This is a genomic window from Agromyces fucosus (assembly GCF_004134865.1).
Taxonomy (GTDB): Bacteria; Actinomycetota; Actinomycetes; order Actinomycetales; family Microbacteriaceae; genus Agromyces; species Agromyces fucosus.
The window spans coordinates 83,376-108,211 of sequence record NZ_SDPO01000001.1 but is presented as its reverse complement, the minus strand read 5'-3'; the positions used below and the strand labels follow the sequence as shown (position 1 = coordinate 108,211).

General features: G+C 69.7%; 21 protein-coding genes. 4 read left to right on the top strand and 17 right to left on the bottom strand.

Translation table 11 applies throughout. The annotated features are described in order from the left end of the window. Positions 1-45: 45 nt before the first annotated feature. The 11 genes from murG to ESP57_RS00495 all read right to left on the bottom strand — a co-directional run bounded on the left by murG (position 46) and on the right by ESP57_RS00495 (position 12,593). Positions 46-1,146, bottom strand: coding sequence for an undecaprenyldiphospho-muramoylpentapeptide beta-N-acetylglucosaminyltransferase (gene murG / locus ESP57_RS00545; protein WP_129230157.1), 1,101 nt, complete (start codon positions 1,144-1,146; stop codon positions 46-48). Then, positions 1,143-2,411 (bottom strand): putative lipid II flippase FtsW, encoded by a 1,269-nt coding sequence (gene ftsW / locus ESP57_RS00540; protein ID WP_056008260.1) that lies wholly within the window; start codon positions 2,409-2,411, stop codon positions 1,143-1,145. Before ftsW ends, murG begins: the two co-directional genes overlap by 4 nt. Next, entirely contained in the window at positions 2,371-3,912 is a 1,542-nt protein-coding gene (gene murD, locus ESP57_RS00535; RefSeq protein WP_129230837.1) for a UDP-N-acetylmuramoyl-L-alanine--D-glutamate ligase, read from the bottom strand. The genes ftsW and murD overlap by 41 nt, the downstream gene beginning before the upstream one ends. After that, entirely contained in the window at positions 3,912-5,009 is a 1,098-nt protein-coding gene (gene mraY / locus ESP57_RS00530) for a phospho-N-acetylmuramoyl-pentapeptide-transferase (protein ID WP_056012634.1), read from the bottom strand. Before mraY ends, murD begins: the two co-directional genes overlap by 1 nt. Continuing rightward, on the bottom strand, positions 5,006-6,418 hold the full coding sequence (locus tag ESP57_RS00525; RefSeq protein ID WP_129230155.1) for a UDP-N-acetylmuramoyl-tripeptide--D-alanyl-D-alanine ligase: 1,413 nt from the start codon (positions 6,416-6,418) through the stop codon (positions 5,006-5,008). The genes mraY and ESP57_RS00525 overlap by 4 nt, the downstream gene beginning before the upstream one ends. Beyond that, positions 6,415-7,962, bottom strand: coding sequence for a Mur ligase family protein (locus tag ESP57_RS00520; RefSeq protein WP_129230153.1), 1,548 nt, complete (start codon positions 7,960-7,962; stop codon positions 6,415-6,417). Before ESP57_RS00520 ends, ESP57_RS00525 begins: the two co-directional genes overlap by 4 nt. Before the next feature lie 13 nt (positions 7,963-7,975). After that, complete coding sequence (locus tag ESP57_RS00515; protein WP_082571277.1) at positions 7,976-9,784, bottom strand: peptidoglycan D,D-transpeptidase FtsI family protein; 1,809 nt, start codon at positions 9,782-9,784, stop codon at positions 7,976-7,978. A gap of 37 nt (positions 9,785-9,821) precedes the next feature. Continuing rightward, entirely contained in the window at positions 9,822-10,409 is a 588-nt protein-coding gene (gene ftsL / locus ESP57_RS00510; protein WP_056008242.1) for a cell division protein FtsL, read from the bottom strand. After that, on the bottom strand, positions 10,406-11,359 hold the full coding sequence (gene rsmH / locus ESP57_RS00505; protein ID WP_129230151.1) for a 16S rRNA (cytosine(1402)-N(4))-methyltransferase RsmH: 954 nt from the start codon (positions 11,357-11,359) through the stop codon (positions 10,406-10,408). Before rsmH ends, ftsL begins: the two co-directional genes overlap by 4 nt. Before the next feature lie 103 nt (positions 11,360-11,462). Then, positions 11,463-11,894, bottom strand: coding sequence for a division/cell wall cluster transcriptional repressor MraZ (gene mraZ, locus ESP57_RS00500; protein ID WP_115958231.1), 432 nt, complete (start codon positions 11,892-11,894; stop codon positions 11,463-11,465). Between the two features lie 309 nt (positions 11,895-12,203). After that, the gene (locus tag ESP57_RS00495) at positions 12,204-12,593 is read right to left on the bottom strand and encodes a DUF3040 domain-containing protein (RefSeq protein WP_129230149.1); all 390 of its coding nucleotides are present in this window, start codon (positions 12,591-12,593) and stop codon (positions 12,204-12,206) included. A 74-nt stretch (positions 12,594-12,667) separates the two neighbouring features. Between ESP57_RS00495 and ESP57_RS00490 the strand changes: the two genes are divergently transcribed. Beyond that, a complete protein-coding gene (locus ESP57_RS00490) occupies positions 12,668-13,780 on the top strand; it encodes a polyprenyl synthetase family protein (protein WP_129230147.1) in 1,113 nt (370 codons plus the stop codon). A 73-nt stretch (positions 13,781-13,853) separates the two neighbouring features. Here ESP57_RS00490 and ESP57_RS00485 read toward each other — a convergent pair whose 3' ends face one another. Continuing rightward, entirely contained in the window at positions 13,854-14,192 is a 339-nt protein-coding gene (locus tag ESP57_RS00485) for an Rv2175c family DNA-binding protein (RefSeq protein ID WP_129230145.1), read from the bottom strand. Between the two features lie 174 nt (positions 14,193-14,366). Here ESP57_RS00485 and ESP57_RS00480 point away from each other — a divergent pair, with 174 nt between their 5' ends. Both ESP57_RS00480 and pknB read left to right on the top strand, forming a co-directional pair. Beyond that, the gene (locus ESP57_RS00480) at positions 14,367-15,614 is read left to right on the top strand and encodes a LysM peptidoglycan-binding domain-containing protein (protein ID WP_129230143.1); all 1,248 of its coding nucleotides are present in this window, start codon (positions 14,367-14,369) and stop codon (positions 15,612-15,614) included. A gap of 117 nt (positions 15,615-15,731) precedes the next feature. Next, positions 15,732-17,624 (top strand): Stk1 family PASTA domain-containing Ser/Thr kinase, encoded by a 1,893-nt coding sequence (gene pknB, locus ESP57_RS00475; RefSeq protein WP_424219336.1) that lies wholly within the window; start codon positions 15,732-15,734, stop codon positions 17,622-17,624. A 73-nt stretch (positions 17,625-17,697) separates the two neighbouring features. On the opposite strand, the gene ESP57_RS00470 is transcribed toward pknB, so the two are convergent. The 3 genes from ESP57_RS00470 to ESP57_RS00460 all read right to left on the bottom strand — a co-directional run bounded on the left by ESP57_RS00470 (position 17,698) and on the right by ESP57_RS00460 (position 20,847). Further along, positions 17,698-19,026, bottom strand: coding sequence for a class II 3-deoxy-7-phosphoheptulonate synthase (locus ESP57_RS00470; RefSeq protein WP_115958539.1), 1,329 nt, complete (start codon positions 19,024-19,026; stop codon positions 17,698-17,700). A 123-nt stretch (positions 19,027-19,149) separates the two neighbouring features. Beyond that, on the bottom strand, positions 19,150-19,839 hold the full coding sequence (locus ESP57_RS00465) for a lysophospholipid acyltransferase family protein (protein WP_056008212.1): 690 nt from the start codon (positions 19,837-19,839) through the stop codon (positions 19,150-19,152). A gap of 36 nt (positions 19,840-19,875) precedes the next feature. Further along, the gene (locus ESP57_RS00460; RefSeq protein ID WP_056008209.1) at positions 19,876-20,847 is read right to left on the bottom strand and encodes an ROK family glucokinase; all 972 of its coding nucleotides are present in this window, start codon (positions 20,845-20,847) and stop codon (positions 19,876-19,878) included. A gap of 151 nt (positions 20,848-20,998) precedes the next feature. On the opposite strand from ESP57_RS00460, the gene ESP57_RS00455 reads away from it, so the two are divergent. Next, positions 20,999-22,831, top strand: a complete 1,833-nt coding sequence (locus ESP57_RS00455; protein WP_129230139.1) for an AMP-dependent synthetase/ligase — start codon at positions 20,999-21,001, stop codon at positions 22,829-22,831. 59 nt (positions 22,832-22,890) lie between these two features. Here ESP57_RS00455 and def read toward each other — a convergent pair whose 3' ends face one another. Both def and ESP57_RS00445 read right to left on the bottom strand, forming a co-directional pair. Further along, positions 22,891-23,379 (bottom strand): peptide deformylase, encoded by a 489-nt coding sequence (gene def, locus ESP57_RS00450; RefSeq protein ID WP_056008202.1) that lies wholly within the window; start codon positions 23,377-23,379, stop codon positions 22,891-22,893. A gap of 12 nt (positions 23,380-23,391) precedes the next feature. Further along, complete coding sequence (locus ESP57_RS00445) at positions 23,392-24,783, bottom strand: MinD/ParA family ATP-binding protein (RefSeq protein ID WP_056008199.1); 1,392 nt, start codon at positions 24,781-24,783, stop codon at positions 23,392-23,394. Positions 24,784-24,836 lie beyond the last annotated feature (53 nt).

Sequence of the window (24,836 nt, the reverse complement as noted above, 5' to 3'; positions counted from 1 at the left end):
CGCCGGTTCGTGCGAGCGGATGCCGCGGCATCCGCTCACTCAACGTTACGCGCCTTGCGGGCCGGCGCCGCCTGGCTCGCCGAGCGCTTCGTCGACGAGGGCGACCATGCGGTCGGTGCCGTCGCGGAAGCCCACCGAGCTCGCCGCCGCCGCCATTGCCCGGAGGCGCCCCGTGTCCGAGAGCATCGGCAGCAGGGCGGCGTCGACCCATTCGGGCACGAACTCGGCGTCGTCGACGAGCACCGCACCGCCGGCGGAGACGACGCCGGCGGCGTTGAACCGCTGCTCGCCGTTGCCCACCGGGTACGGCACGAAGACCGCGGGGATGCCGAGCGCCGAGAGCTCGCACACCGTCGCGGCTCCGGCGCGGGAGACGGCGGCGTCGGCGACGGCGAGGGCGAGGTCCATGCGGTCGGCGTATTCGACCATTCGATAGTCGGCGACGCCGGGATCGTCGACCTCGGAGTTGGCGCCAGTGACGTGCAGCACCTGCCAGCCGGCTGCCGTGATCGCGTCGGCCGAGTCGACCATCGTGCGATTGATGCGCCGGGCGCCGAGCGAGCCGCCGGTGGCGAGGAGCACCGGCCGCGTTGCATCCAGGCTGAAGTGGGCGGCGGCCTCCGCCCGAAGCGCAGCCGGGTCGAGTGTCTCGATCTCACGTCGGAGCGGCATGCCCACGAGTCGCGCCCGTGGCAGCGGGGTGCCTTCGAAGGCGATGCCGACGGTCGCGGCGAAGCGCGCGCCGAGCCGGTTCGCGAGGCCGGGGCGGGCGTTCGCCTCGTGGATCGCGACGGGGATGCCGGCGCGTCGTGCTGCGAGATAGGCCGGGGTCGACACGTAGCCGCCGAAGCCGACGACGACGTCGACGTCGCGCTCCTCGATGATTCCGCGGACCGCCGCGATCGACGCCCGGAACCGTGCGGGGAACGCCACGGCCGCGCGGTTCGGCCGACGCGGGAACGGCACCTTCGCGATCGTCAGGAGCTCGTAGCCGCGAGCCGGCACCAGCCGAGCCTCGAGGCCCTCGGCCGTGCCGAGCACGAGCACGGATGCCTCGGGGTCGCGTTCGCGCAGGCGGTCGGCGACGGCGAGCAACGGGTTGACGTGGCCGGCGGTGCCCCCGCCGGCGAGGAGGTACGTGGTCATCGGGCGGTCCGCGATGCCGCCGGGCGGCCGCTCTTGCGGGCTGCGGCCCGGGCGGCGGCCCGCGCCGGGGCCTCCGGGTCGCGCGCGACCGACAACACGATGCCGATCGCGAAGAGCGTGGTGAGCAGCGCCGTGCCACCCGCGGAGACGAGCGGCAACGGCACACCGAGAACAGGGAAGACGCCGAGCACGACACCGATATTGACACACGCCTGGCCGATGATCCACACGAGCACCGCGGCGGAGGCCGCGCGACCGAACGGCGTGCGCGCCCCGCGGAGCACGCGGCCGAGCGCGACGGCGAGCACGACGAACATCGCGATGATCACGATCGCGCCGATCAGTCCGAGTTCCTCGCCGATGATCGCGAAGATGAAGTCGTTGTCGGCCGCGGGCAGCCACGACCATTTCGCAGCGGAGTTGCCGAGGCCCACGCCGAAGATGCCGCCGTTCGCGAGAGCGAACGACCCGTGCTGGATCTGCCAGCAGTCGCTGATCGCGTCGCCCGTGCCGCCGCTCTCGCAGTTCGCGTCGAGGAAGGAGGTGATGCGCCGCATGCGGTTCTCGCTGGAGACCGCGACGATCACGAACAGCACGATGGCCGCGAAGATCGGAGGAAGCAGCAGCCGCAGGCGAACGCCGATGAGGAACAGGGCGCCGAGCAGCATCGACCCCATGATCATGACCGTGCCGAGGTCGCCGCCGAGGAGGACGAGGCCGATGGCGCCGCCGCCGACGAGCACGATCGGCAGCACGCCGTGCACGAAGTCGCCGAGCAGCGCCTCCTTCTTGGTCACGATGAGGCCGAGCCACATGACGAGGGCGACCTTGATGAGCTCCGACGGCTGGAACTGCATCGGGCCGAGCTGGATCCAGTTCGTGTTGCCGCCGACCTCGATGCCGAGCGGGGTCGCGACGACGAGGAGCTGCAGGGCGCACGCGAGGATGAGCGTCGGCCAGGCGAGCCGCATCCAGAACTTCTCGGGCATGCGGCTCGCGATGAGCATGATCGGGATGCCGAACACCGCGAAGAGGCCCTGTCGCAGCGCCTGAGCGAAGAAGCTCTCGTCTTCGAGGTGCGACTGCACGACGGAGGCGGAGAGCACCATGACGAGGCCGAAGACGACCAGGAAGAGCGTCGTGCCGAGCAGCAGGAAGTAGTCGGCCGACTCGACGCGGAAGACACGACCGAGGCGGATCCTGGAGGCCGAGACGCCGGTGGGCTCAGGCTCCGGGTTGCGGTTCGCGCGGGGCGGAGTCGCCATCCGCCTCACCTCCCAGCATCGATCCGACTGCGTCGTGGAACCGCCGTCCGCGATCGCCGTAGTCGGCGAACTGGTCCATCGACGCCGCAGCGGGCGCGAGGAGTACGGTGTCGCCCTCTTCAGCGACCGCCGCGGCCAGTGCGACCGCGTCGGGCATCACCGTCTCAGTGTCATCCGTGACGACTTCGAAGAGCGGCAGCTCGGGCGCGTGTCGGCGGAACGCCGCGACGAGCGCTGCGCGGTCGACGCCGATCACGATCGCGGCTCGGAGCCGTGCGGCGTGGGCCGCGACGAGCGCATCCGCGTCGACGCCCTTCAGGAGTCCGCCCACGATCCACACGACCGTGCCGAAGGCGCGCAGCGAGGCCTCGGCCGCGTGCGGATTCGTCGCCTTCGAGTCATCGACCCACCGGATACCGCCGGACACGGCGACCGTCTCGATGCGGTGCGCGTCGAGACGGAACGTGCCGAGCGCGTCGTGGATGACGCCCACGGGCACGCCGAACGAGCGCGCGAGCGCGGAGGCCGCGAGGATGTTCGCCACCACGTGCGGTGCTGTGAGCCCTCGCGGCTCGAGCTCGTCGAGCGTGATCAGCTCGAGAGCGGCGGAATGACGGTCGTCGAGGAACGCCCGATCGCAGAGGATGCCCTCGACGACGCCGAAGTCGCTCGGCCCCGGCACGTCGAGTCCGAAGCCGATGGCGCGCGCGCCCTCCTCGACCTCGGCGTCTTCGACCATGCGACGCGTCGCGTCGTCGGCGCGGTTGAACACGCACGCGACCTTCGTGTTCTCGTAGACCGTCGCCTTGGCATCGCGGTACGCCTCGAACGAGCCGTGCCAGTCGAGGTGGTCGTCGGCGATGTTCAGCACGGTGCTCGCCCACGGGTGCAGCGCGCCGGGCCCCGCCTTCGGGAGGTGGTGCAGCTGGTAGCTCGAGAGCTCGACGACGAGCACGTCGAACCCGCCGGGGTCGCGCACCGCGTCGAGCACCGGCACGCCGATGTTGCCGCACGGCGCGGCGCGCAGGCCGTTCGCCGCGAGGAACGTCGCCGCCATCTGCACGGTCGTCGTCTTGCCGTTCGTGCCCGTGACGAGGATCCACTCGGCGGTGTTCACCTTGTCGCGCACCCGCCAGGCGAGCTCGATGTCGCCCCAGACGGCGATCGATGACTCGGCCGCCCATGCCAGCACCGGGTGATCGGGATGGAACCCGGGCGAGGCCACGATGAGCTCGGGAGCGAAGTCCACGACCTCGGCCGGCACCGAGTCGAGCGGATGCCGCAGCAGACCGGCCCCGATGACCTCGAGGATCCGCGCACGGTCGTCGTCGACCTCGGGCGCGGCGACGAGCACCGAGGCGCCCAGTTCGGTCAGGGTGTCGGCGACGGCGAACCCCGTGACGCCGAGACCCATGACGACGACGCGGAGGCCGCGCCAATCGGCATTCCAGCTGGTCAGGGCATCGAGACGATCGGAGAGGGCGGCAGCGGCATCCGTCATCAGCTCTGCAACCACTCGAAGTAGAACGCGCCGACGCCGGCCGCAACGAGGAGTCCGCCGATGATCCAGAAGCGCACGACGATCGTGACCTCGGCCCAGCCCTTCAGCTCGAAGTGATGGTGGATCGGGCTCATGAGGAAGATGCGCTTGCCGCGGGTGAGCTTGAAGTAGGCGCGCTGCACGATGACCGAACCGGTCTCGATCACGAAGAGGCCGCCGATGAGGAGCAGCAGCAGTTCGGTGCGGCTGACGATCGCGAGGGCGGCGAGGGCGCCGCCGAGCGCCAGGGAACCGGTGTCGCCCATGTAGATCTTCGCCGGGTTCGTGTTCCACCAGAGGAAGCCGATGAGGCCGCCGACGATCGCGGTCGCGACGATCGCGATGTCGAGCGGGTCGCGAACGTCGTAGCAGCGGTACTGGTCGTCGGGGTTCAGTCCGGGCGAACCGCACGCCTGGTTGAACTGCCAGAAGCCGATGATGACGAACGAGCCGATCGCGAGGATCGAGGCGCCGCCCGCGAGTCCGTCGAGTCCGTCGGTGACGTTCACCGCGTTCGACGTGCCGACGGCGAGCAGGCAGATCCAGACGACGTAGAGGATGATGCCGACGACCGCGCCGAAGACCATGAAGTCGAGCGGGAGGTCCCTGATGAACGAGATCTTGGTGTCGGCGGGCGTGACCCCGCGATCGTTCGGCCACTGGATCGCGAGCAGGGCGAACGCGCCGGCGATGATGACCTGCCCGACGACCTTCGCCCAGCCGCCGAGCCCGAGGCTCTGCTTCTTACGGGTCTTCAGGAAGTCGTCGATGAAGCCGACCACGCCGAGGCCGACCATCATGAACAGCACGAGCAGGCCCGACGCCGTCGGTTTCTCGTCGCTCACGAGGAGCGTCGCCACGAAGTAGCCGAACAAGGTGCCGAGGATGAAGATGATGCCGCCCATGGTGGGCGTTCCGCGCTTGACGTGATGGCTCTGCGGCCCGTCGTCGCGGATGAACTGCCCCCAGCCGAGCCGTGTGAACAGCCGGATGAACAGCGGGGTCAGGAACAGCGTGAAGGCGAGCGACAACGCCCCAGCGGTCAGCAGCGCTCTCATGCGAACCATTCTCCCAGTCGGTCGCCCAATAGGCGGAGACCCGCCGAATTCGACGATTTCACCAACACCGTGTCACCGGGGCGCACGGACGACGTGACGAGGTCGAACGCCTCGTCTGCGGACTCGACGAAGGCTGATTCGCCGTCCCACGAGCCCTCGTTGATCGCCGTGATGTGCAGGCGCCGAGCGCCCGCTCCCACGACGACGAGCTGCGAGATGCCGAGTCGCACCGCGAGCAGGCCGATGCGATCGTGCTCCTCGCCCGAGAACTCGCCGAGCTCGCTCATCTCGCCGAGCACCGCGATCGTGCGCGCCTCGGGGTTCTTCACCTGGGCGAGCGTCTTCAGCGCGGCCGACATCGAGTCGGGGCTCGCGTTGTAGGCGTCGTTGATGATCGTGACGCCGTCGCGACCACCCATGACCTGCATGCGCCAGCGCTCGGCGAGGGTCACCTGCTCGAGTGCGGCGACGGTGTGGGCGAGCGGCACGCCGAGTTCGACGGATGTCGCGATGGCCGCGAGTGCGTTCATCACGTGATGCTCCCCCAGCACCGCGAACTGCACGTGCGCCGTCTCGCCTCCGGGGATCGTCACGGTGAAGTCGGTGCCCCTGGCGTGGGCGCGGATGTCGGTGGCGCGCACCTCGGCGGACTCGCCGAATCCGAACCAGACGACGCGCGCCGCCGTGAGACCGGCCATGGGCACCACGCGCGGGTCGTCGGCGTTCAGCACCGCGACATCCGTCTCGAGCAGGTCGGTGACCATCTCGGACTTGGCGCGCACGGTCTGCTCGATGCCGCCGAACTCGCCGGCGTGCGCGAGGCCCACCTTCAGGACGATGCCGACATCGGGCCGGGCCATGCGCACGAGCCGTGCGATCTCGCCGACGCCCGATGCGCCCATCTCGGCGACGAGGAACTCGGTCTCGTTCGTCAGCTCGAGCATCGTGATCGGAGCGCCGACCTCGTTGTTGAACGAGGCGCGTGCGGCGACCGTCGGACCGACCTGTTCGAGCACGGCGCGGAGGAGGTTCTTGGTCGTCGTCTTGCCGTTGGAGCCGGTGACGCCCACGATCCGCAGTCGGCCGAGCGCGCGCACCCGGCGCACGACCTCGGTCGCGAGGGCGCCGAGGGCGTCGACCGAGTCGGCGACGACGATCTGGGGAACGGGCAGTTCGAGGGGGTGCTCGACGATCAGGAGCGCGGCGCCCTGCTCGCTCGCAGTGGGCGCGAACCGGTGGCCGTCGTCGAACTCGCCGCGCTTGGCGACGAAGACGCCGCCGGGCTCGATCTCGCGGGAATCGGTCGTCACGGCACCGTCGACGACGGTGTCGTGGGCCGCCGAGGTGCCGTCGAGTCGGAGCACGCCGTCAACGGCCGAGGCGATCTCGGCCAGGGTCAGTGCGATCATGCGAGCCACCCCGCGTCGCGCAGCGCCTGTCGGGAATCGTCTCTGGCGGAGTACGCGATCTTGATGCCCTTCACCTCGTGGTAGTCCTCATGGCCCGGGCCGGCGTACAGGATCGCGTCCCCTTCACCGGCGAGGGAGAGCGCGGCGCGGAACGCCTCGCGTGGATCGGCGATCTCGTGGATCTCGCGGTCGGGGACCGCCTCGCGTGCACCGGCGATGAGCGCGGCGCGAATCGCAGCCGGGTCCTCGAACCGCGGGTGGAAGTCCGTGATGACGACCACGTCGGCGCCGCGTGCGGCGATGGCGCCCATCTCGGCGCGCTTCGTCGTGTCGCGGTCGCCGTCGGCGCCGAACACCATCACGACGCGGCCGTCGGTCGCACGACGGATCGCGCCGAGCGTCTGCAGGAACGCGTCGGGGCTGTGGCCGTAGTCGATGTACACGACCGGGCCGCGATCGCCGGAGATGCGTTCCGCCCGACCGGGGATGTACGCGTCGACGCCGACGTCGCGTTCGAGCGCCGCAGCGATGAGGTCGAGGTCGTATCCGGCTTCGACGAGCATGACGATCGCGAGTGCGGCGTTCGCGGCCATGTACCAGCCGAGGAGCGGCACCTGGGTCTCGAGACGCCGGCCACCGGGGCCCTCGAGGAGGAACGAGGTGTGGTCGGCGCCCTCGTCGAGCACGGTGATGCGCCAGTCGGCGTCGACGCCCGCCACCGAGGCGAGCGTCGTCACCGGGATGCCGGACTCGGCGAGGAGGCGGCGACCCCACTCGGAGTCGACCGTGACGACGCCTCGTCGCGCGCGCTCGGGCCGGAACAGTTCCCGCTTGGCCTCGAAGTACTCGTCCATCGACGTGTAGTCGTCGAGGTGGTCGTGCGTGAGGTTCGTGAATCCGACGACATCGAAGACGAGGCCGTCGACGCGGTGGCGCGAGAGCGCCTGCGCCGAGACCTCGATGCCGACCGCGCTCACGTCGACCTCTCGCATGCGCGCCAGCAGGGCGTGCAGCTCGCTCGCCTCGGGGGTCGTCAGCGAACTCGTGACGGCCTCGTCGCCGATGCGTCGCTCGGCGGTCGAGGTGAGACCCGCGACGACGCCGAGCTGCCGGAGGATGCCGTAGAGCAGGTACACGACGCTCGTCTTGCCGTTGGTGCCGGTGACCGCGAACATCGTGGCGGGGTTGTCGGCGGTGCCGTGGATCCAGGCCGCGACGTCGCCGAGCGCGGCGCGCACGTCGTCGGTCACGAGGATCGGCAGACCAGCGTCGGCGGCGCGCTCGGCTCCGGCGGGATCCGTCAGCAGCGCGACGGCGCCGGCATCACGAGCCGCAGCGGCGTAGTCGGCGCCGTGGGCGTTGCGCCCGGGAACTCCGACGTAGAGGTCGCCGGGCTCCACGCTCTTCGAGGAGAGGCCGGCGCCGGTCACCTCGAGACCGTCGATCTCGCCGAGCACGGAGAATCCGAACGCTTCGGCGAGGCCGGGAAGCGATCGAGGACTCGGGTGCTTCGGCCGGAGAGCCGTGAGAGGCGATCCGGTCACGAACCCAACTTTCTCACCAGGTAGCTGGCAGCTCGGGCGCCGGGGCGCCGGATGGAACTGTCCGGTACTTCTTCAGCACCTGGCTCATCACCTCTTGGAAGACGGGAGCGGATGCGGCGGACGAATTCATCTTAACGGGATTCATGATGCTCACCGAAACGACGAACTGCGGATCGTCGGCCGGGGCGAAGCCCGACACCGAGACGAGGTAGCCCTTCAGGTAGCCGCCGTCGCCGTCGGGAACCTGAGCGGTTCCGGTCTTCGCGGCGACCCGGTACCCCGGGATGTTCCACTTGTCGGAGAGCCAGGCGTCCTGGTAGACGCGCTCGAGCATCTGGCTCGTCTCGGCGGCGGCTTCCGCCGAGATCACCTGCTCCCCCTGCGTCGGCGGGGTCGTCTCCGTGCCGTCGTCGTTCTCGCAGCCGTCGACGAGGGTGACCGGCATCCGGACGCCGCCGTTCGCGATGGTCTGGTAGACGCTCGCGATCTGCACCGCGGTGGTGGTCAGGCCCTGGCCGAACATGGTGGCGTACTTGGTCTGGTTGTCCCAGTCGTCGTCGGGGTCGCCGTGCAGGTCGCCGCTGGCCTCGGCCGGGAAGCCGACCTCGGTCTCGGAACCGAGGCCGAACTTCAGCATGTCGTCGTAGCGGGCCCGGTCGCTCATGAGCTCGCCGAACTGCGACATGCCGGTGTTGGAGGACTCGATGAGCACGCCCGTGAGTGTGAGCTGCTGGTCGTCATGACGGGCGCTGTCGTTGACGTTGGCCCCGTTCGGGAAGATGATCCGGTAGGGCGCCACGATCTTGCTGAACGGATCGGCCAGGCCCGCATTGATCACGGATGCCGCGGTGAGCGCCTTGAACGTCGAGCCCGGCTCGAACGGGGCGGTGAACGAGCGCGATCCCCGATCGTCCTCGTCGATCGCCGAGGGATTGTTCGGATCGACCGTGGGCACATCGGCCACGGCCAGCAGCCGTCCGGTCTTCGCCTCCATCACGGTCACGGTCGCCCAGTCTGCGCCGGTCGCCTGACGCTGCGCCTCGGCGATGCGCTGCACCTCCCATTGGAGGTCGGTGTCGATCGTGAGGTTCAGCGTGCCGCCGTCGTGCGCCTGCTTGTGCACGATCTCGGTGCCGGGGATCTTCACCCAGTCCTGCAGGCTGTGCAGGTAGCTGACCTCGCCGTTCTCGCCGGCCAGGCACTCGTCCTCGCCCAGCTCGAGCCCCGCGCCGGGGTTTCCGTCGGAGTCCATGAAGCCGATGAGGTTGCCCGCGACCGCGCCGTTCGGATAGCGGCGGCTCGGATGCTCGTCGGCGTACACCCACGGGATGCCGAGCTCCTTCACCCGCTCGTAGGTCTCCGTGTCGACGAGTTTGGCGACGTAGGCGTAGTCGGAGTTCGGATCCTCGGCGAGCTCCGCCGTGATGATCCCCTGCACCTGGTCGCCCGTCAGCCCGACGACGGCACCGAGCTCGGCCGCGAGTTCCGGAAGGGGTACGACGACGTCCGTCGTCTTCTCGGGATCCGCCGGATCGGGGACCTCGCGTTCCACGACCGCCTTCGAGGCCTGCTTGGGCGAGAGCACGATGTCGTAGCGCATCACGCTGTCGGCGAGCACCTTGCCGTTGGCGTCGACGATGTCGCCTCGCGCTCCGTACACGGTGACCGGCTGCGATCGCGCCTCCTGCGCCTGTTCGTTCAGCTCGGCCGCGCGCACGATCTGAATGTCGACGAGTCGCACGACGAAGACGCCGACCAACGCCACGAGCACGGCGGCGGAGAGCAGGATCCGACGCATCGGGTGGCGGCTGGTGCGGTTCATCGAGTGGGTCCTCGCAAGCGGTCGAGCGGTCGAGCGGTCAGTGCGTGGCGGGTGTCGGCAGGCCGCCGTCGACGGGCGCCGGGGCCCCGGCAGGAGCCTTGGTCGCTGCGTCGCCGGAGTGACCGGGACTCCCCTCGAGCGGAGTCTCCCCCGCCTTCGGTCCGTCGCCGAGCGGCACGCCGTCGATCAGCGCATTCGGGACGAGCGGCGCGGATGCCCCCGCGCCGCCCTCGGCCGCCGTCGGCTGCCCGAGCACCGCGCCGTCGGAGAGCCGGAGATAGACCGGGTCCGAGTTCGGAACCATGCCGAGTCCTTCCGCCTTCGTGGCGAGGAACTGGGGCGACTCGACGCGATCGAGGTCTTCGGAGAGCTTCTGCTCGTCACGCGTGAGCGTGGTCTGCTGCATCTGCAGGGCGTCGATCTCGTACGCGCCCTGCGTCACCGCGATCGAGAGCAGCAGCTGGGCCACGATGATGACGGCGACGCCGCCCAGAGCGATCACGGCGTAGGCGAGCCGCGGCTTCGCTCGGGCGGCCCGCTCGGGCGCCGGCCGGAGCCGTCGCTGCGGGCGCTCGTGATCGATCCGCCGGGGGGCGGGGAGGGACTGGGCCTGCACTGCGCTCACGATGCCCTCCTCAGTCTCTCGGCGGCCCGGAGCCGCACGGGCTTGGCCCGCGGGTTCTCGGCCTGCTCGTCTTCGCTCGCGAGTTCGGCGCCTCGCACCAGGAGCTTGAACTCGGGCCGGTGCTCGGGCAGCTCCATCGGCAGTCCGGCGGGAGCCGTCGAGCTCGACGCCGCGGCGAGCGATCGCTTGACGATCCGGTCCTCGAGCGATTGGTAGGCCAGCACGACGATGCGGCCGCCGACGGCGATCGTGTCGAGCGCGGCGGGCATCGCCCGCTCGAGCACCGACAGCTCTTCGTTGACCTCGATGCGAAGTGCCTGGAACACCCGCTTCGCAGGGTGACCCTGACGCTGGATCGCGACCGGGGTCGCCGCCTGGATGATGGTGACGAGCTCGCCGGAACGCGTGATCGGGGCATCCGCTCGCGCCCGCACGATCGCCCTCGCGTACCGCGCGGCGAGCTTCTCCTCGCCGTAGTCGAGGAAGATGCGGCGGAGCTCCTCTTCGCTCTCCTCCGCGATGACGTCGGCAGCGGTGCGCCCGCTCGTGAAGTCCATGCGCATGTCGAGCGGCGCATCCTTCGAGTAGGCGAAGCCGCGCTCGGCCCGGTCGAGCTGCAGGGAGGAGACGCCGAGGTCGAAGAGCACGCCGTGCACCTCGCGAAAACCCTCGCTGCGAACCGCGTCGACGATGCCGTCGTAGACCGTGTGCACGAACCGGGCCCGGTCGCCGAACTTCGCGAGTCGTTCGCGGGCGATGCCGAGTGCGTCGGTGTCGCGGTCGAGGCCGATGACGGTGAGCTTCGGGAAGCGCTCGAGGAAGGCGGCCGTGTGGCCGCCCATGCCGAGGGTCGCGTCGACCATCACGGCGCCGTCGGCCTCGAGGGCCGGGGCCAGGAGCTCGAGCGTGCGCTCGAGCATGACCGGGGTGTGAATGCGTTCGATGTCCATGATTCCGCCTTGCCTTCGTGGCCTCGGGTTCCGATCCCCATCCGTTCGTCCTGATGCGGGGAAGTGCACCAGGCGCGGCCGGCTGGGGGTCGGAGCCCGAGGACTAGAAGAGTCCGGGGATCACCTCCTCCGCCGTATCCGCGAAGGCCGCCTCCTGCTCGGCGAGGTAGGTCGCCCATGCCGTCGCATCCCAGATCTCCACCCGGCTGCCCGTTCCGATGACCGTGAGGTCGCGGTCGAGGCCCGCGTAGGCGCGGAGCGTGGCGGGGATGGTGACGCGATGCTGCTTGTCGGGGGTCTCCGCGGAAGCCCCCGAGAGGAAGACGCGCATGTAGTCGCGCGCCTGCTTGCTCGTTACCGGGGCTTGGCGGATCTTGTCGCTCATGCTCTCGAACTCCCGCGCGCTGAACACGTAGATGCAGTGTTCCTGCCCGCGCGTGAGCACGAGACCGCTCGAGAGCTCCTCCCGGAACTTCGCCGGAAGAATGACGCGGCCCTTCTCATCGAGCTTTGGTTCGTAGCTACCGAGGAACACCGCACCACCCCCTTTCCTCCGGCCAGAATCCAGGTAACCCCACTTTACTCCACTCTCATCCACCGATCAACGACATTCGCTCGTTTCAGCGTGTCGACGCCCGTGAAAGTGCCGTGAATGCTGGCATTCGAGCGGTGGAGCGGAGTGGAGGGATTCGGCTCGGAATGGCCGCGCGCGTTGCGCCGCGTCACCCTTCGATCAGCGGATGCCGCGTGCGGCACGGGCGATCGGCAGCGAGCCCGTGCCGGGGCGCACGAAAAACGGGCCGATCCGAAGATCGACCCGTTCAGGTGGTGCGAAGTGGAGGGATCAGCCCTGGTCGTCCTGACGACGGTCCCAGCGCTCGTTCATGCGATCCATGAAGCCGCCGCCCGAGGTGCTGCGGCCTCGTCGACCCGCGGCCGAGGGCTCTGCAGGCGGGGCAGCTGCGGCGCCGCGCTTGGAGGGCGTGATCGCGACGAGCACGCCGGCGAACATGAGCGCGAACCCGACGACTCCGATGATGAGGAGCTGCGAGGCCACGCCTGCGATGAGGGCACCGGCACCGGCGACGGCGAGCAGGACTCCGAGCACGATGGCCCGGTAGTTCGGTCGTCGACCACGAACACCGCCGACTGCTTGCACGAAGTCGGCGTCATTGCGATAGAGGTTCCGCTCCATCTCCTCGAGAAGACGTTGCTCCTGCTCTGAAAGCGGCATCTCATTCCCCTCAGGCTCGGGATCGACGCATCCGAGTCCATTCTAGCCCTGCTCAGCCTCGCTAGGCTAGGCGGGTGGCTCACGGTTCCCGACTGGTCGATTTGGTGCACGAACGCATCGAGGATTTCCTCGCCGAACGCACTTCCATTCTCCGCGAGATCAGCCCCGACCTCGAACCGCTCGACGCGTTCTCAAGGCGATTTCTCAGCGGGGGCAAGCGCTTCCGGGCCCTGTTCTGCTACTGGGGCTGGGAAGCGGTGGGCGGACGCGGTTTCGACCCGTTCGCCGAAGAGGGCGGGCGGGACAAGTTCCCGGTCGTCTCCGCGGCATCCGCGCTCGAACTCTTCCACGCCGCGGCGCTGCTGCACGACGACATCATCGACAACTCCGACACCCGACGGGGCGCCCCCTCGGGGCATCGCCTCTTCGAGCAGCTGCACGCCGAATCGGGCTGGGCTGGTTCCTCGCCCGAGTTCGGCCGCGCTTCGGCGATCCTCCTGGGCGACCTGCTGCTCGGCTGGAGCGACGAACTGTTCGACGAGGGTCTCGCGGCCCTCCCCGACCGCGACGCCGCACGCACCGCGCGCGCGGAGTTCATGCGCATGCGCACCGAGGTCACGGCCGGCCAGTACCTCGACATCCTCGCGGAGCGCGCGTGGCGGAGCCAGGCCGAATCCGAGCAGCGCCTGCGCGCCGAGCGCGTCATCGTCTACAAGTCGGCCAAGTACAGCGTCGAGGCCCCGCTCGTGATCGGCGGCGCCATCGCGGGCGCCTCGACGGCGCAGTTCGACTCGCTGCGCGCCTTCGGCCTGCCGCTCGGCATCGCGTACCAACTGCGCGACGACCTGCTCGGCGTGTTCGGCGACCCCGAGGTCACCGGCAAGCCGAGCGGCGACGACCTGCGCGAGGGCAAGCGCACGATGCTCATCGCGATCGCCCGCGAACGGCTCGCGCCGGGTCAGCGACGCCTGCTCGACGAACTCCTCGGCGACCCCGAGCTCGCGCCCGAACAGGTCAGGATGCTCCAGCAGACGATCCGCGAGTGCGGCGCCGTCGACGAGGTCGAGGCGCTCATCACGTCGAACGTCGCGACGGCGACGGCGGCGCTCGAAGCGGCCCCGATCAGCAGGGACGCCCGCACAGAGCTCGGCTCACTCGCCAGGGCCGTCACCCGCCGCACGAGCTGACCCCGGCGCCGCTCGCGAGCCGCCCAGCAGGGTCTGGTTCCGCAGGGGCTCGGCCGTGACGCGGCTCAGCCGGTCAGGCGAGCGCCTGCGCAACGCGGCGCACCTCGGCCTTGCGACCGGCGAGCAGCGCGGCGATCGGCGAGGTGCCGAGGCTGTCTTCCTCGGCGAGCATCCACTCGAGCGCCTCTTCGTCGGTGAAGCCGTTGTCGGCGAGCACGTTCGCCGTCCCGTAGAGCTCGGGCAGCGGGGCGCCGTCGCGGAGGAACACCGCCGGCACCTTGAGCACGCCGTCGACGCGGGCGGCGAGCAGGTGCCGGTCGTCGATCAGTCGACGGATGCGACTCGGGCTCTGCCCGAGCATCTCGACGAGGTCGGGAACGGTCAGCCAGTCGGTTTCGGCAGCATCGGTCACGTCTCAAGACTGCCACGAGCCGGGCATCTTGCGGAACCATCGGTCGCGACACGCCCCCGCCTGCATCCACCGTCCGCCTCACGGGACTCGCGTCGAGGTGTTTGACTCCCCCATTCCGCTATGCGACGGTTGCCGCGGGGGCCGGGAGCACTATGCCGGGCGAAGGGGGCAACGATGACGTACGACGCCGAGACCGCGAACGAGGCCGTCGACCATCCGCGTCGACAGGCGCGTGGCGCGAACGACCGTCGCCGGGGCATCCGTCGCCTCATCACCCTGCCGCTCGCCGTCGTCTCGACCATCGCGGTCACGCTCGGCATCGCGCAGCCCGCAGAGGCGGCCCCGCAGTCGGCCAAGCGCATGCCCAAGCCCAAGGCCTCGAACGACGGCCCCGACCGGCACGCCTCGACGACCGCGTCGACGGGCTCGGTGCCCGCGGAGGTGACGGTGGGCGACGGCGACACCGTCAGCGGCATCGCCGAACGATACGGCGTCCCCACCGCCGACATCCTCGCGCTCAACGGCCTGGGCTGGTCGAGCCTGATCTTCCCGGGGCAGCGACTCGCACTCCCCGGCAGCGGTGCTGCAGCGCCGGCACCGGTCCCGGTCGCCGCCGAACTCCCCCGTCACACCGTCGTCGCGGGCGACACCATGAGCGGCATCGCCGCCGCGTACGGCGTCGCGCTCGACCAGATGCTGAGTGCCAACGGCCTCAGCCGGCAGAGCCTGATCTTCCCCGGGCAGTCGATCGTGCTGCCCCCCGGCGGTACGGATGTCGCGGCTCCCGCCCCCGCAGCGCCGGCGCCGGCGCCCGTGCCCGCCGCGCCGAGCGGCGGTGAGGACTACACCGTCGTCGACGGCGACACGCTGTGGGACATCGCCGCACGGCACGAGCTCCAGGTCTCCGAGCTCGCCGCGATCAACGGGATCGACGTGTCCGCGGTGATCCGCGCCGGCCAGGTGCTCCGGGTCGCGCGGCCCGTCGCCGCGGTCAGCGTGGCCTCGGTCAGCGTCGCGCTCACCGAGGAGATGCGGGGGAACGCCCGCATCATCGTCGACGTCGGGCGGGCGCTCGGAGTCCCCGAACAGGGAATCGTCATCGCCCTGGCCGCCGCCGCGCAGGAATCGGGCCTGAAGAACCCGGAGTACGGCGACCTCGACTCGCTCGGACTCTTCCAGCAGCGCCCGAGCCAGGGCTGGGGCACCGTCGAGGAGGTGCTCGATCCCGTCCGCTCCGCGACGGCGTTCTACGGCGGCGCCGACAACCCGAACGCCGGGCGCACGCGCGGGCTGCTCGACATCCCCGGTTGGGAGTCGCTGACCGTCACCCAGGCCGCGCAGGCCGTGCAGTTGAGCGCACACCCCGACCACTACGCGAAGTGGGAGGCGTCCGCACGGGCGTGGCTCTCCGAACTCGGGTGAGCCGCGGCATCCGCTCATCACGATGGGATTGCGATCGGCGCGCCGTCGGCGTTTGCAACGGTTGCGGCATATAGCTCTTCGTAGACTCTCAGAGTGACCACTGCGCCCGTCGACCCCATGATCGGCCGTCTCATCGACGGCCGCTATCAGGTGCGCTCCCGCATCGCGCGGGGCGGCATGGCGACGGTGTACCTCGCGACCGACCTGCGCCTCGAGCGCCGCGTCGCGATCAAGATCATGCACGGCCACCTCGCCGACGACAACACCTTCAAGACCCGGTTCGTCCAGGAGGCCCGCTCGGCGGCCCGTCTTGCGCACCCGAACGTCGTGAACGTCTTCGACCAGGGTCAAGACGCCGACATGGCGTATCTCGTGATGGAGTACCTGCCGGGCATCACCCTGCGCGAGCTGCTGAAGGACTACAAGAAGCTCACCCCCGAGCAGACCGTCGACATCATGGACGCCGTGCTCGCAGGCCTCGCGGCCGCGCACAAGGCCGGCATCGTGCACCGCGACCTGAAGCCAGAGAACGTGCTGCTCGCCGACGACGGCCGCATCAAGCTCGGCGACTTCGGGCTCGCCCGCGCCGCGAGCGCCAACACGGCGACCGGTCAGGCGCTCCTCGGCACGATCGCCTACCTCTCCCCCGAGCTCGTCACCCGCGGGGTCGCAGATGCCCGCAGCGACATCTACGCCGTCGGCATCATGATGTACGAGATGCTCACCGGCGAGCAGCCCTACGTCGGCGAGGCGCCCATGGCGATCGCCTACCAGCATGCCAACGACCAGGTCCCGACGCCGAGCTCGAAGAACCCGGCGGTCCCCGTCGAACTCGACGAACTCGTGCTGTGGGCGACCAACCGCGATCCCGAAGCCCGCCCCGACGACGCCCGCGAGATGCTCGAGCGTCTGCGCGAGGTCGAACCGGGCATCCGTTCCTCCCACCGACCGCTGCAGACCCAGGCGACCATGGTGCTGCCCGGCGGCGCGATGCCGGCCGGGGCCGCGACCGCCGAGACGCGCGTGATCGGCGCGGGCGGATCAGTCGCCGCGGCGACCTCGACCCTCGAGGCATCCGATGGCGACGACACCGAGGCGCTCGCGAAGAGCGCCGAACGGCGCAAGCGCCGCGGCTACTGGATCATCGCGCTCGTGCTCTTGCTGACCGGACTCGCCGCAGGCACCGGCTGGTACTTCGGAGCCGGACCGGGGGCGCTCACCTCGGTGCCCGAGACGGCGACGCTCGCACCGGCTGTCGCGACCGCCGCGCTCGAAGAGGCCGGATTCGCGGTCGAGCCAGCCGAGCGCAACGATCCCGTCGTGCCGGCCGGCCAGGTGTCCGGCACCGACCCGGCGGGCGGCGCGCAGGCGCAGCGCGGATCGACCGTGACGCTCTTCGTCTCACTCGGCCCGCAGATCCTGCCGGTCCCCGAGGTTCGAGGCACGCCGTCGGCCGATGCACGTGCGGCGCTGAAGGACTTCACCGTCGTCGATCCGAACGTCTTCCAGTTCTCCGGCGACGTCCCTGCCGACACGGTCATCGACGTGCTCGATGTCGAGGGCAACCCGGTCGGAGCGGAGTACCCCGAACTCGGCGAGCTGACGCTCGTGGTCTCCGCCGGGCCGCTGCCCGACGTCGTCGGAATGTCGGCTGCCGACGCCGAGGCGGCATTGGCCGCCGTCGAGCTCCAGGTCGCCTATGGCGAACCCGAGTTCAGCGATGAGGTCGCGGCCGACCTCGTGCTGTCGCAGGCCGCGACGACCGACCCGGTGCGACCCGGCGACACCCTGACCCTCGTCATGTCGAAGGGCCAGGACCTCGTCGAGGTGCCGAACGTCATCACGGGCCAGACGGTCGCCCAGGCGCGCGAACAGCTCGAGGCGCTCGGGTTCACCGTGGCATCCAACGTTCCCGCCTTCCTCGAGGGCGCCGTGGTGGCATCCGTGCAGAGTCCGGCTGCCGGCGAGAAGATCAAGCGCGGTTCCGAGGTCACGGTCAACTTCGGCTGACCGGCCGATCATCCGGCGCGAGGACGACGAAGGCGCGGGACATCCGAACCGGATGCCCCGCGCCTGAGGCCCGTCAGCGGGCCGCGAGCTCCTCGGCCACGAGGAACGCGAGCTCGAGCGACTGCATGTGGTTCAGCCGCGGGTCGCAGAGCGACTCGTAGCGGGTCGCCAGCGTCTCTTCGTCGATGTGCTCCGAGCCGCCGAGGCACTCGGTGACGTCGTCGCCCGTGAGCTCGACGTGGATGCCGCCCGGGTGCGTGCCCGCGTCGCGGTGCGCCTCGAAGAAGCCCTTGACCTCGTCGACGACGTCGTCGAACCGACGCGTCTTGTAGCCGTTGGGGGTCGTGATGCCGTTGCCGTGCATGGGGTCGGTGACCCACAGCGGGTTGGCATCGCTCGCCTTGATGGCCTCGAGCAGCGGCGGCAGCGCGTCGCGGATCTTGCCGGCGCCCATGCGGGTGATGAAGGTCAGGCGCCCGGGCTCGCGCTCGGGGTCGAGCTTCTCGACCAGCTCGAGCATCGTCTCGGGCGTCGTCGTCGGGCCGAGCTTGACGCCGATCGGGTTGCGAACCCGCGACAGGAAGTCGACGTGCGCGCCGTCGAGCTCACGAGTGCGCTCGCCGATCCAGATGAAGTGGCTCGACGTGTCGTACGGCGTGCCCGTGCGCGAGTCGATGCGGGTCATGGGGCGCTCGTAGTCCATGAGCAGGCCCTCATGGCCCGTGTAGAACTCGGTGTGCTTGATCGCCTCGAAGTCGGCGCCGCAGGCCTCCATGAACTTGATCGCGCGGTCGATCTCGCGCGCCATGTTCTCGTAGCGCGCGTTCGCGGGGTTCGACGCGAAGCCCTGGTTCCACGAGTGCACCTGGCGGAGATCGGCGAACCCGCCCTGCGTGAACGCGCGGATGAGGTTCAGCGTCGATGCGGCCGTGTGGTAGCCCTTGATCAGGCGGTTGGGGTCGGCCGCGCGCGACTCGGGCGTGAAGTCGTAGCCGTTCACGATGTCGCCGCGGTAGGCGGGCAGGGTGACGTCGCCGCGCGTCTCGGTGTCGCTCGAGCGCGGCTTCGCGAACTGGCCCGCCATGCGGCCCATCTTCACGACCGGCATCGAGGCGCCGTAGGTCAGCACGACGGCCATCTGCAGCACGGTCTTCACGCGGTTGCGGATCTGGTCGGCCGTGGCGCCCGCGAAGGTCTCGGCGCAGTCGCCGCCCTGCAGCAGGAACGCCTCACCGCGCGACGCGGCGGCGAGCCGGTCGCGCAGGATGTCGACCTCGCCCGCGAAGACCAGAGGAGGCAGGGTTGCGAGCTCAGCGGATGCCGCGTGCGCGGCTTCGAGGTCGGGCCACGTCGGCTGCTGCTTGATGGGGAGGGTCCGCCAATAGTCGAGGCCGGCAATCACGGAGGGATCTGCATTCACGACCGGCTCGACGAGCTGTACCACGGGGAACGTCCTGAGGGTTCGGGGCGCACACGGCGCCGAAAAGAGAAACGGCGACGCACGTCGCGTCCCCGCGGAACGAGCCTATCGCGATTGAGAGGCGCGCTTCTCCTTCACCGAACTGGCGTAGACGTCGACGTATTCCTGGCCGCTCAGGCCGCGCAGATCGTAGACGAGCTCGTCCGTCACGGAACGCAACACGAAGCGATCGCCCTCGAGTCCCTCGAAGCGACTGAAGTCGACCGGCTCGCCGAGGATGATGCCGATGCGTCGCACCTTGGGCAGTCGTGAGCCGATGGGCATCACGTGCTCGGTGCCGATCATCGCGACGGGGATCACGGGGACTCCGGCTTCGAGCACCATGCGCGCGACGCCGGTGCGGCCCCGGTACAGCTTGCCATCGGGGCTGCGGGTGCCCTCGGGGTAGATGCCGAGGATCTTGCCCTCGCCGAGCACCCGGAGGCCCGTCTCGAGCGATGCCTCGGAGGCCTTGCCGCCCGAGCGGTCGATCGGCAGCTGGCCCGCCGCTTGGAAGAAGACCTTCGTCGCCCAGCCCTTCAGGCCCTTGCCGGTGAAGTACTCGCTCTTCGCGAGGAAGACGACCGGGCGGTCGACGATGAGCGGCAGGAAGATCGAGTCGATGAACGAGAGGTGGTTCGAGGCGAGCACGACCGCCCCCTCTTTGGGCACGTTCTCGAGGCCGACGACCCACGGCCGGAAGATCGAGAGGAGGATCGGACCGATCACGAGGTTCTTCATGATCCAGTAGAACAACACGGACCCCCTTCCCTCTGCAGCACCCGACTCAGCCTAGCGTCGCGGGGTTCCGGCGTGCTCGGCGACCCACACGCGGGCGAGGTCGGCCGCGCCCACGACTCCGGCGTCGTTGACGAGCTCGGCGATCACGAAGTCGGGCTCGGGGTGGTAGCCGCGTGCCGGGAGGTGCTCGAGATAGGCCGCGCGGATCGGCTCGAGCAGGAGCTCTCCCGCCACGGAGACGCCGCCGCCGAAGACGAAGCGCTGCGGGTCGAGCACGGCCGAGAGGCTTGCGGCGGCCTGGCCGAGCCAGTGCCCGAGCTGACGCAGGGCGGCGATCGCGCCGGCATCGCCCGCGGCGATCTGCTCGCCGACGAGTCGCCCGTCGAGTTCGCCGTGCTCGGAGCGCACTCGGGCCAGGCCCTGACCGATGCCGCCCGCGTCGGCGATCTCGTTGGCCATGCGCAGCAGCGCCCGCCCGGATCCGTACTGCTCGATGCATCCGCGCTGGCCGCACCCGCATGCGAGTCCGTCGGGGACGACGCGCAGGTGGCCGAGCTCCGCGCCCGCGCCGAAGCCGCCCCTGAACAGGCGGTCGCCTGCCACGATCGCGCCGCCGACGCCGGTGCCGATCGTGAGCATGACCATGTCGCTCACGAGCCGTCCGGCACCGAAGCGGAACTCCGCCCAGCCCGCCGCGTTGGCGTCGTTGTCGACGACGACGGCAGTACCGACCCGTGCCTCGAGCTTCTCGCGGAACGGCTCGTTGCGCCAGTCGATGTTGGGCGCGTAGTAGACGGTCGACTGGGCGGCGTCGACGAAGCCCGCCGCCGCGACGCCGATCGCGACGATCTCTTCTTCGGCTCGTGCCCGGAGCGAGTCGATCATCTGCACGACCGCGTCCTCGAGGAGTGTCGAATCACCTGCGGGCGTCGGCACGCGGTCGCTCGCGACGATGTTGCCGAGCTGGTCGACGATCGCGCCCGCGATCTTCGTTCCACCGATGTCGATACCGATCGCATGCACCGGGAGGCTGCCTTTCAGAAGGGGACGAAGCGTGATGGAGCTGAGACCTGGGGCGGTCGTGAGCAACGACTAGAGTGTAATGGACCCCAATGCCGAGGTTCGCGCTGGTGCCCGAGCCGCGCGCAACCCTCCCGGTGCCGAAGGAGCTACCGTGATCGAATTCGCCACCCCACCCGTGGTCGCAGCTGACCCAGAAGCGAACACCACCGACCTGCTCGTCGACCGCGTCGCCGCGACTCCCGATTCCGTCCTGTTCTCGCTCCCTACTGCCGACGGCGGTTGGTCCCCGGTCACCACGAAGGAGTTCTACGACCAGGTGATCGCCCTTTCCAAGGGCCTCGTCGCGGCCGGCATCCAGCCGGGCGACAAGATCGGCCTGATGTGCAAGACCCGCTACGAGTGGACCCTGATCGACTTCGCCACGTGGTTCGCCGGCGCAGTGCTCGTGCCGATCTACGAGACCAGCTCCCCCTCGCAGGTGCGGTGGAACCTGAGCGACTCCGGCGCGATCGCCGTCATCGTCGAGACCCCCGACCACTTCGCCCGGTTCGACGAGGTGCACCCCGACCTCCCGGCCATCCGGGGCGTCTGGCAGATCGACCTCGGCGACCTCGACAAGCTCGTCGCCGGCGGCACCGAGGTCCCCGACGAGGAGATCGAGCGACGTCGCAACCTCGCCGTGGGCTCCGACATCGCGACGCTCATCTACACCTCGGGCTCGACCGGCAAGCCGAAGGGCTGCGTGCTGACGCACTCGAACTTCGTCGAGCTGTCCCGCAACGCCGCGGTCGCCCTCAACGAGGTCGTGCTCGACCCCAACGGAGCCTCCACGCTCCTCTTCATCACCACGGCGCACGTGTTCGCCCGCTTCATCGCGGTGCTCTCGGTGCACGCCGGCGTGCGCGTGGGTCACCAGGCCGACACGAAGCAGTTGCTGCCCTCGCTCGCGAGCTTCAAGCCGACCTTCCTCCTCGCAGTGCCGCGCGTGTTCGAGAAGGTCTACAACGCGTCCGAGCAGAAGGCCGAAGCCGGCGGCAAGGGCAAGATCTTCCGCGCCGCCGCCGAGACCGCCGTCGCGTACTCCATGGCGAAAGAGGCCGGCTCGGTGCCGCTGGGCCTCAACCTCAAGTTCAAGGTGCTCGACCGACTCGTGCTCTCGAAGCTGCGGGCCGCGATGGGCGGCAACGTCAAGTACGCCGTCTCGGGTTCTGCGCCGCTCGGTCCGCGACTCGGGCACTTCTACCACGCGCTCGGCATCACGATCCTCGAGGGCTACGGCCTCACCGAGTCGACCGCGCCAGCCACGGTGAACCTGGCGAACAAGTCGAAGATCGGCACCGTCGGCCCCGCCCTCCCGGGCGTGGCAGTGCGCCTCGCCGACGACGGTGAAGTGCAGATCAAGGGCGTCGACGTCTTCAAGGAGTACTGGAAGAACCCCGAGGCCACGGCCGAGGCGTTCGACGGCGAGTGGTTCAAGACCGGCGACATCGGTTCGTTCGACGCCGACGGATTCCTCACCATCACCGGCCGCAAGAAGGAGATCATCGTCACGGCCGGAGGCAAGAACGTCTCCCCTGCTGCGCTCGAAGACCCGATCCGCGCGAATCCGCTCGTCGGCCAGGTCGTCGTGGTCGGAGACAAGAAGCCGTTCATCTCGGCCCTCATCACGCTCGACCCCGAGATGCTCCCGGTGTGGCTCAACAACAACGGCGAAGACGCCGGCATGAGCCTCGAGGAGGCCACGGTCAATCCCGCGGTGCTCGCCGAGGTGCAGCGGGCCATCGACGCGGCCAACGAGACGGTCTCGCGAGCGGAGTCGATCCGCAAGTTCACCCTCCTCGCGACCGAGCTCACGGAGGCGAGCGGTCACCTGACGCCGAAGCTCAGCATCAAGCGCAACATCATCCTCGAGGACTTCAGCCCGAACATCGAGGCGATGTACTCCGGTGCCCCGGCGACCGAGGGTCACTCGATCGTGCACTGAGCACGTCAGACGCATTGAAGGCCCCGCGGGTTCCGCGGGGCCTTCGAATGCATCCGAGCTCAGAACCAGTCGGACTCGCGCACTTCTTTCATCGCGAGGCGGCGTTCATCCTTCTCGAGCCGGTCGAGGTAGAGCAGCCCATCGAGGTGATCGGTCTCGTGCTGGAGGGCCTGGGCCATGAGCCCGGTGCCCGAGAGCTCGATCTCGTTGCCGTCGAGGTCGATGCCGCGCACTCGCGCGAACGGATGCCGCGGCGTCTTGTGCCAGAGACCCGGGACCGACAGGCATCCCTCGTCGATCAGTTCCTTCTCGCCCGTGACCTCGAGCTCGGGATTCAGGATGTACCCGACCTCGCCGTCGACGTTGTAGCTGAACGCGCGCAGGTTCACCCCGATCTGGGATGCTGCGACACCGGCACGGCCGGGCAGCTTCACGCTGTCGATGAGATCGGCGACGAGCCCGCGCACACGATCGTCGACCTGTTCGACGGGGGCGGAGACGGTCTTCAACACGGGGTCGCCGAACAGGCGAATGGGGCGTTCCGGCAACAGTTCTCCGTTTCAGTGCTCGCGCTCGGCGGGCATGCCTTCCACCACGAGCGCCGCGAGCTCTCGAGCCGCGTGCTGGGTGACGGGTCGCAACTCGTGCCAGTTCACGACGGAACCGGCGGCGAGCTGGGGGTCGTACGGGATGCGCACGATCTCGCGCACCCTCGATTGGAAGTGGGCCTCGATCTCGTCGACCTTCACGAGGTGCGTGCCCTGCGTGGCGAGGTTGATCGCGACGACCGCATTGCGCACGAGTTCGCCGTATCCGTTGGCCTCGAGCCAGGTGAGGGTCTCCGACGCGAGTCGCGCCTCGTCGACGCTGCCGCCCGAGACGATGACGACGGAGTCGGCGCGCTGCAGCGTCGCACGCATGACGGAGTGCACGATGCCCGTGCCGCAGTCGGTGAGCACGATCGAGTAGTAGCGAGCCGCGAGTCCGGCGACGACGTTGTAGTCGTTGTCGTCGAACGCCTCGGAGAGGGTCGGGTCGGTGTCTGACGCCAGGATGTCGAGGCGCGTCTCGTCACGCGAGACGAAGCGCGAGAAGTCGGTGTAGCCGCCGATGGACGAGGCCTTCGCCACGACGTCGCGCACGGTCTCACGGGTCTGCCGATCGACACGCTCGGCGAGGGTGCCGCGATCTGGATTCGCATCGATCGCGATGATCCGGTCGTCGCGGGCGTCGGCGAGAGCCATGCCGAGGAGTGCGGTGATCGTCGTCTTGCCGACGCCGCCCTTGCGCGTGAGCACGGGCACGAATCGAGCGCCGCCCTCGAATCGTCGCTGGATGCGCTGGCTCATGGCCTTGTACGCCTGAACCTTCGGCGAGTCGCCGAGATTCACCAGGTGAAGGGATGCCTCGTAGATGAGGCGGTTGAACCCGCCCTGCGGCGCCGGCCGGGTCGTGCGGTTCAGATCGATGAGGCGGTCGGCCGTGAGCGAATCCGCCGTCTCGGGTACCTCAGCGGGCAGCGCGGGCTCGCCCGGCACGTCGACGATCGCGACATGACTGCCGGTATCGGTGCTCACGCGCTCACGTCGGGTCTTCGTCGCATCCGACGCGAGCAGCGCACTGTAGGGCGACGGCTCGCGCCGCGACCCGCCACGGTAGCCGGAACCGGCCAGCGCCGGAGTGATGACCTCGACCGAGGTCGTGCTCGCACCGCCGCCGACGAGGCTGCCGGGATTGACCGCGACGTCGTCGATGGCCACCGCCACCTCGTCGTCGGGCATCTCGTGCACCGGCGCGGGGGGCAGATCGACCCGGACGCTCGGGTTCGCCGCAGCGTCGTCTGCCGAGTGCGCGCCGGACGCCGCCGCCCTGCGCGCGCGGTCGAGAGCGGACGTGCCCGCTCCCGACGCACGACGCGACGCCGTGCCGTCGTTGAAATCGTCTTCAGTCACCGATACCCCTCCTCATCAGTGCCAACCGCTCCAAGCCTAGCGCGGCGCACCGC

Bases quoted from the DNA above. Each gene is read 5' to 3' on its own strand.
- ESP57_RS00480 (WP_129230143.1), top strand. From the start codon at position 14,367: ATGACGTACGACGCCGAGACCGCGAACGAGGCCGTCGACCATCCGCGT.
- pknB (WP_424219336.1), top strand. From the start codon at position 15,732: ATGATCGGCCGTCTCATCGACGGCCGCTATCAGGTGCGCTCCCGCATC.
- ftsW (WP_056008260.1), bottom strand. From the start codon at position 2,411: ATGGCGACTCCGCCCCGCGCGAACCGCAACCCGGAGCCTGAGCCCACC.
- ESP57_RS00495 (WP_129230149.1), bottom strand. From the start codon at position 12,593: ATGCCGCTTTCAGAGCAGGAGCAACGTCTTCTCGAGGAGATGGAGCGG.
- ESP57_RS00525 (WP_129230155.1), bottom strand. From the start codon at position 6,418: ATGATCGCACTGACCCTGGCCGAGATCGCCTCGGCCGTTGACGGCGTG.
- murG (WP_129230157.1), bottom strand. From the start codon at position 1,146: ATGACCACGTACCTCCTCGCCGGCGGGGGCACCGCCGGCCACGTCAAC.
- mraY (WP_056012634.1), bottom strand. From the start codon at position 5,009: ATGAGAGCGCTGCTGACCGCTGGGGCGTTGTCGCTCGCCTTCACGCTG.
- murD (WP_129230837.1), bottom strand. From the start codon at position 3,912: ATGACGGATGCCGCTGCCGCCCTCTCCGATCGTCTCGATGCCCTGACC.
- rsmH (WP_129230151.1), bottom strand. From the start codon at position 11,359: ATGGACATCGAACGCATTCACACCCCGGTCATGCTCGAGCGCACGCTC.
- ESP57_RS00515 (WP_082571277.1), bottom strand. From the start codon at position 9,784: ATGAACCGCACCAGCCGCCACCCGATGCGTCGGATCCTGCTCTCCGCC.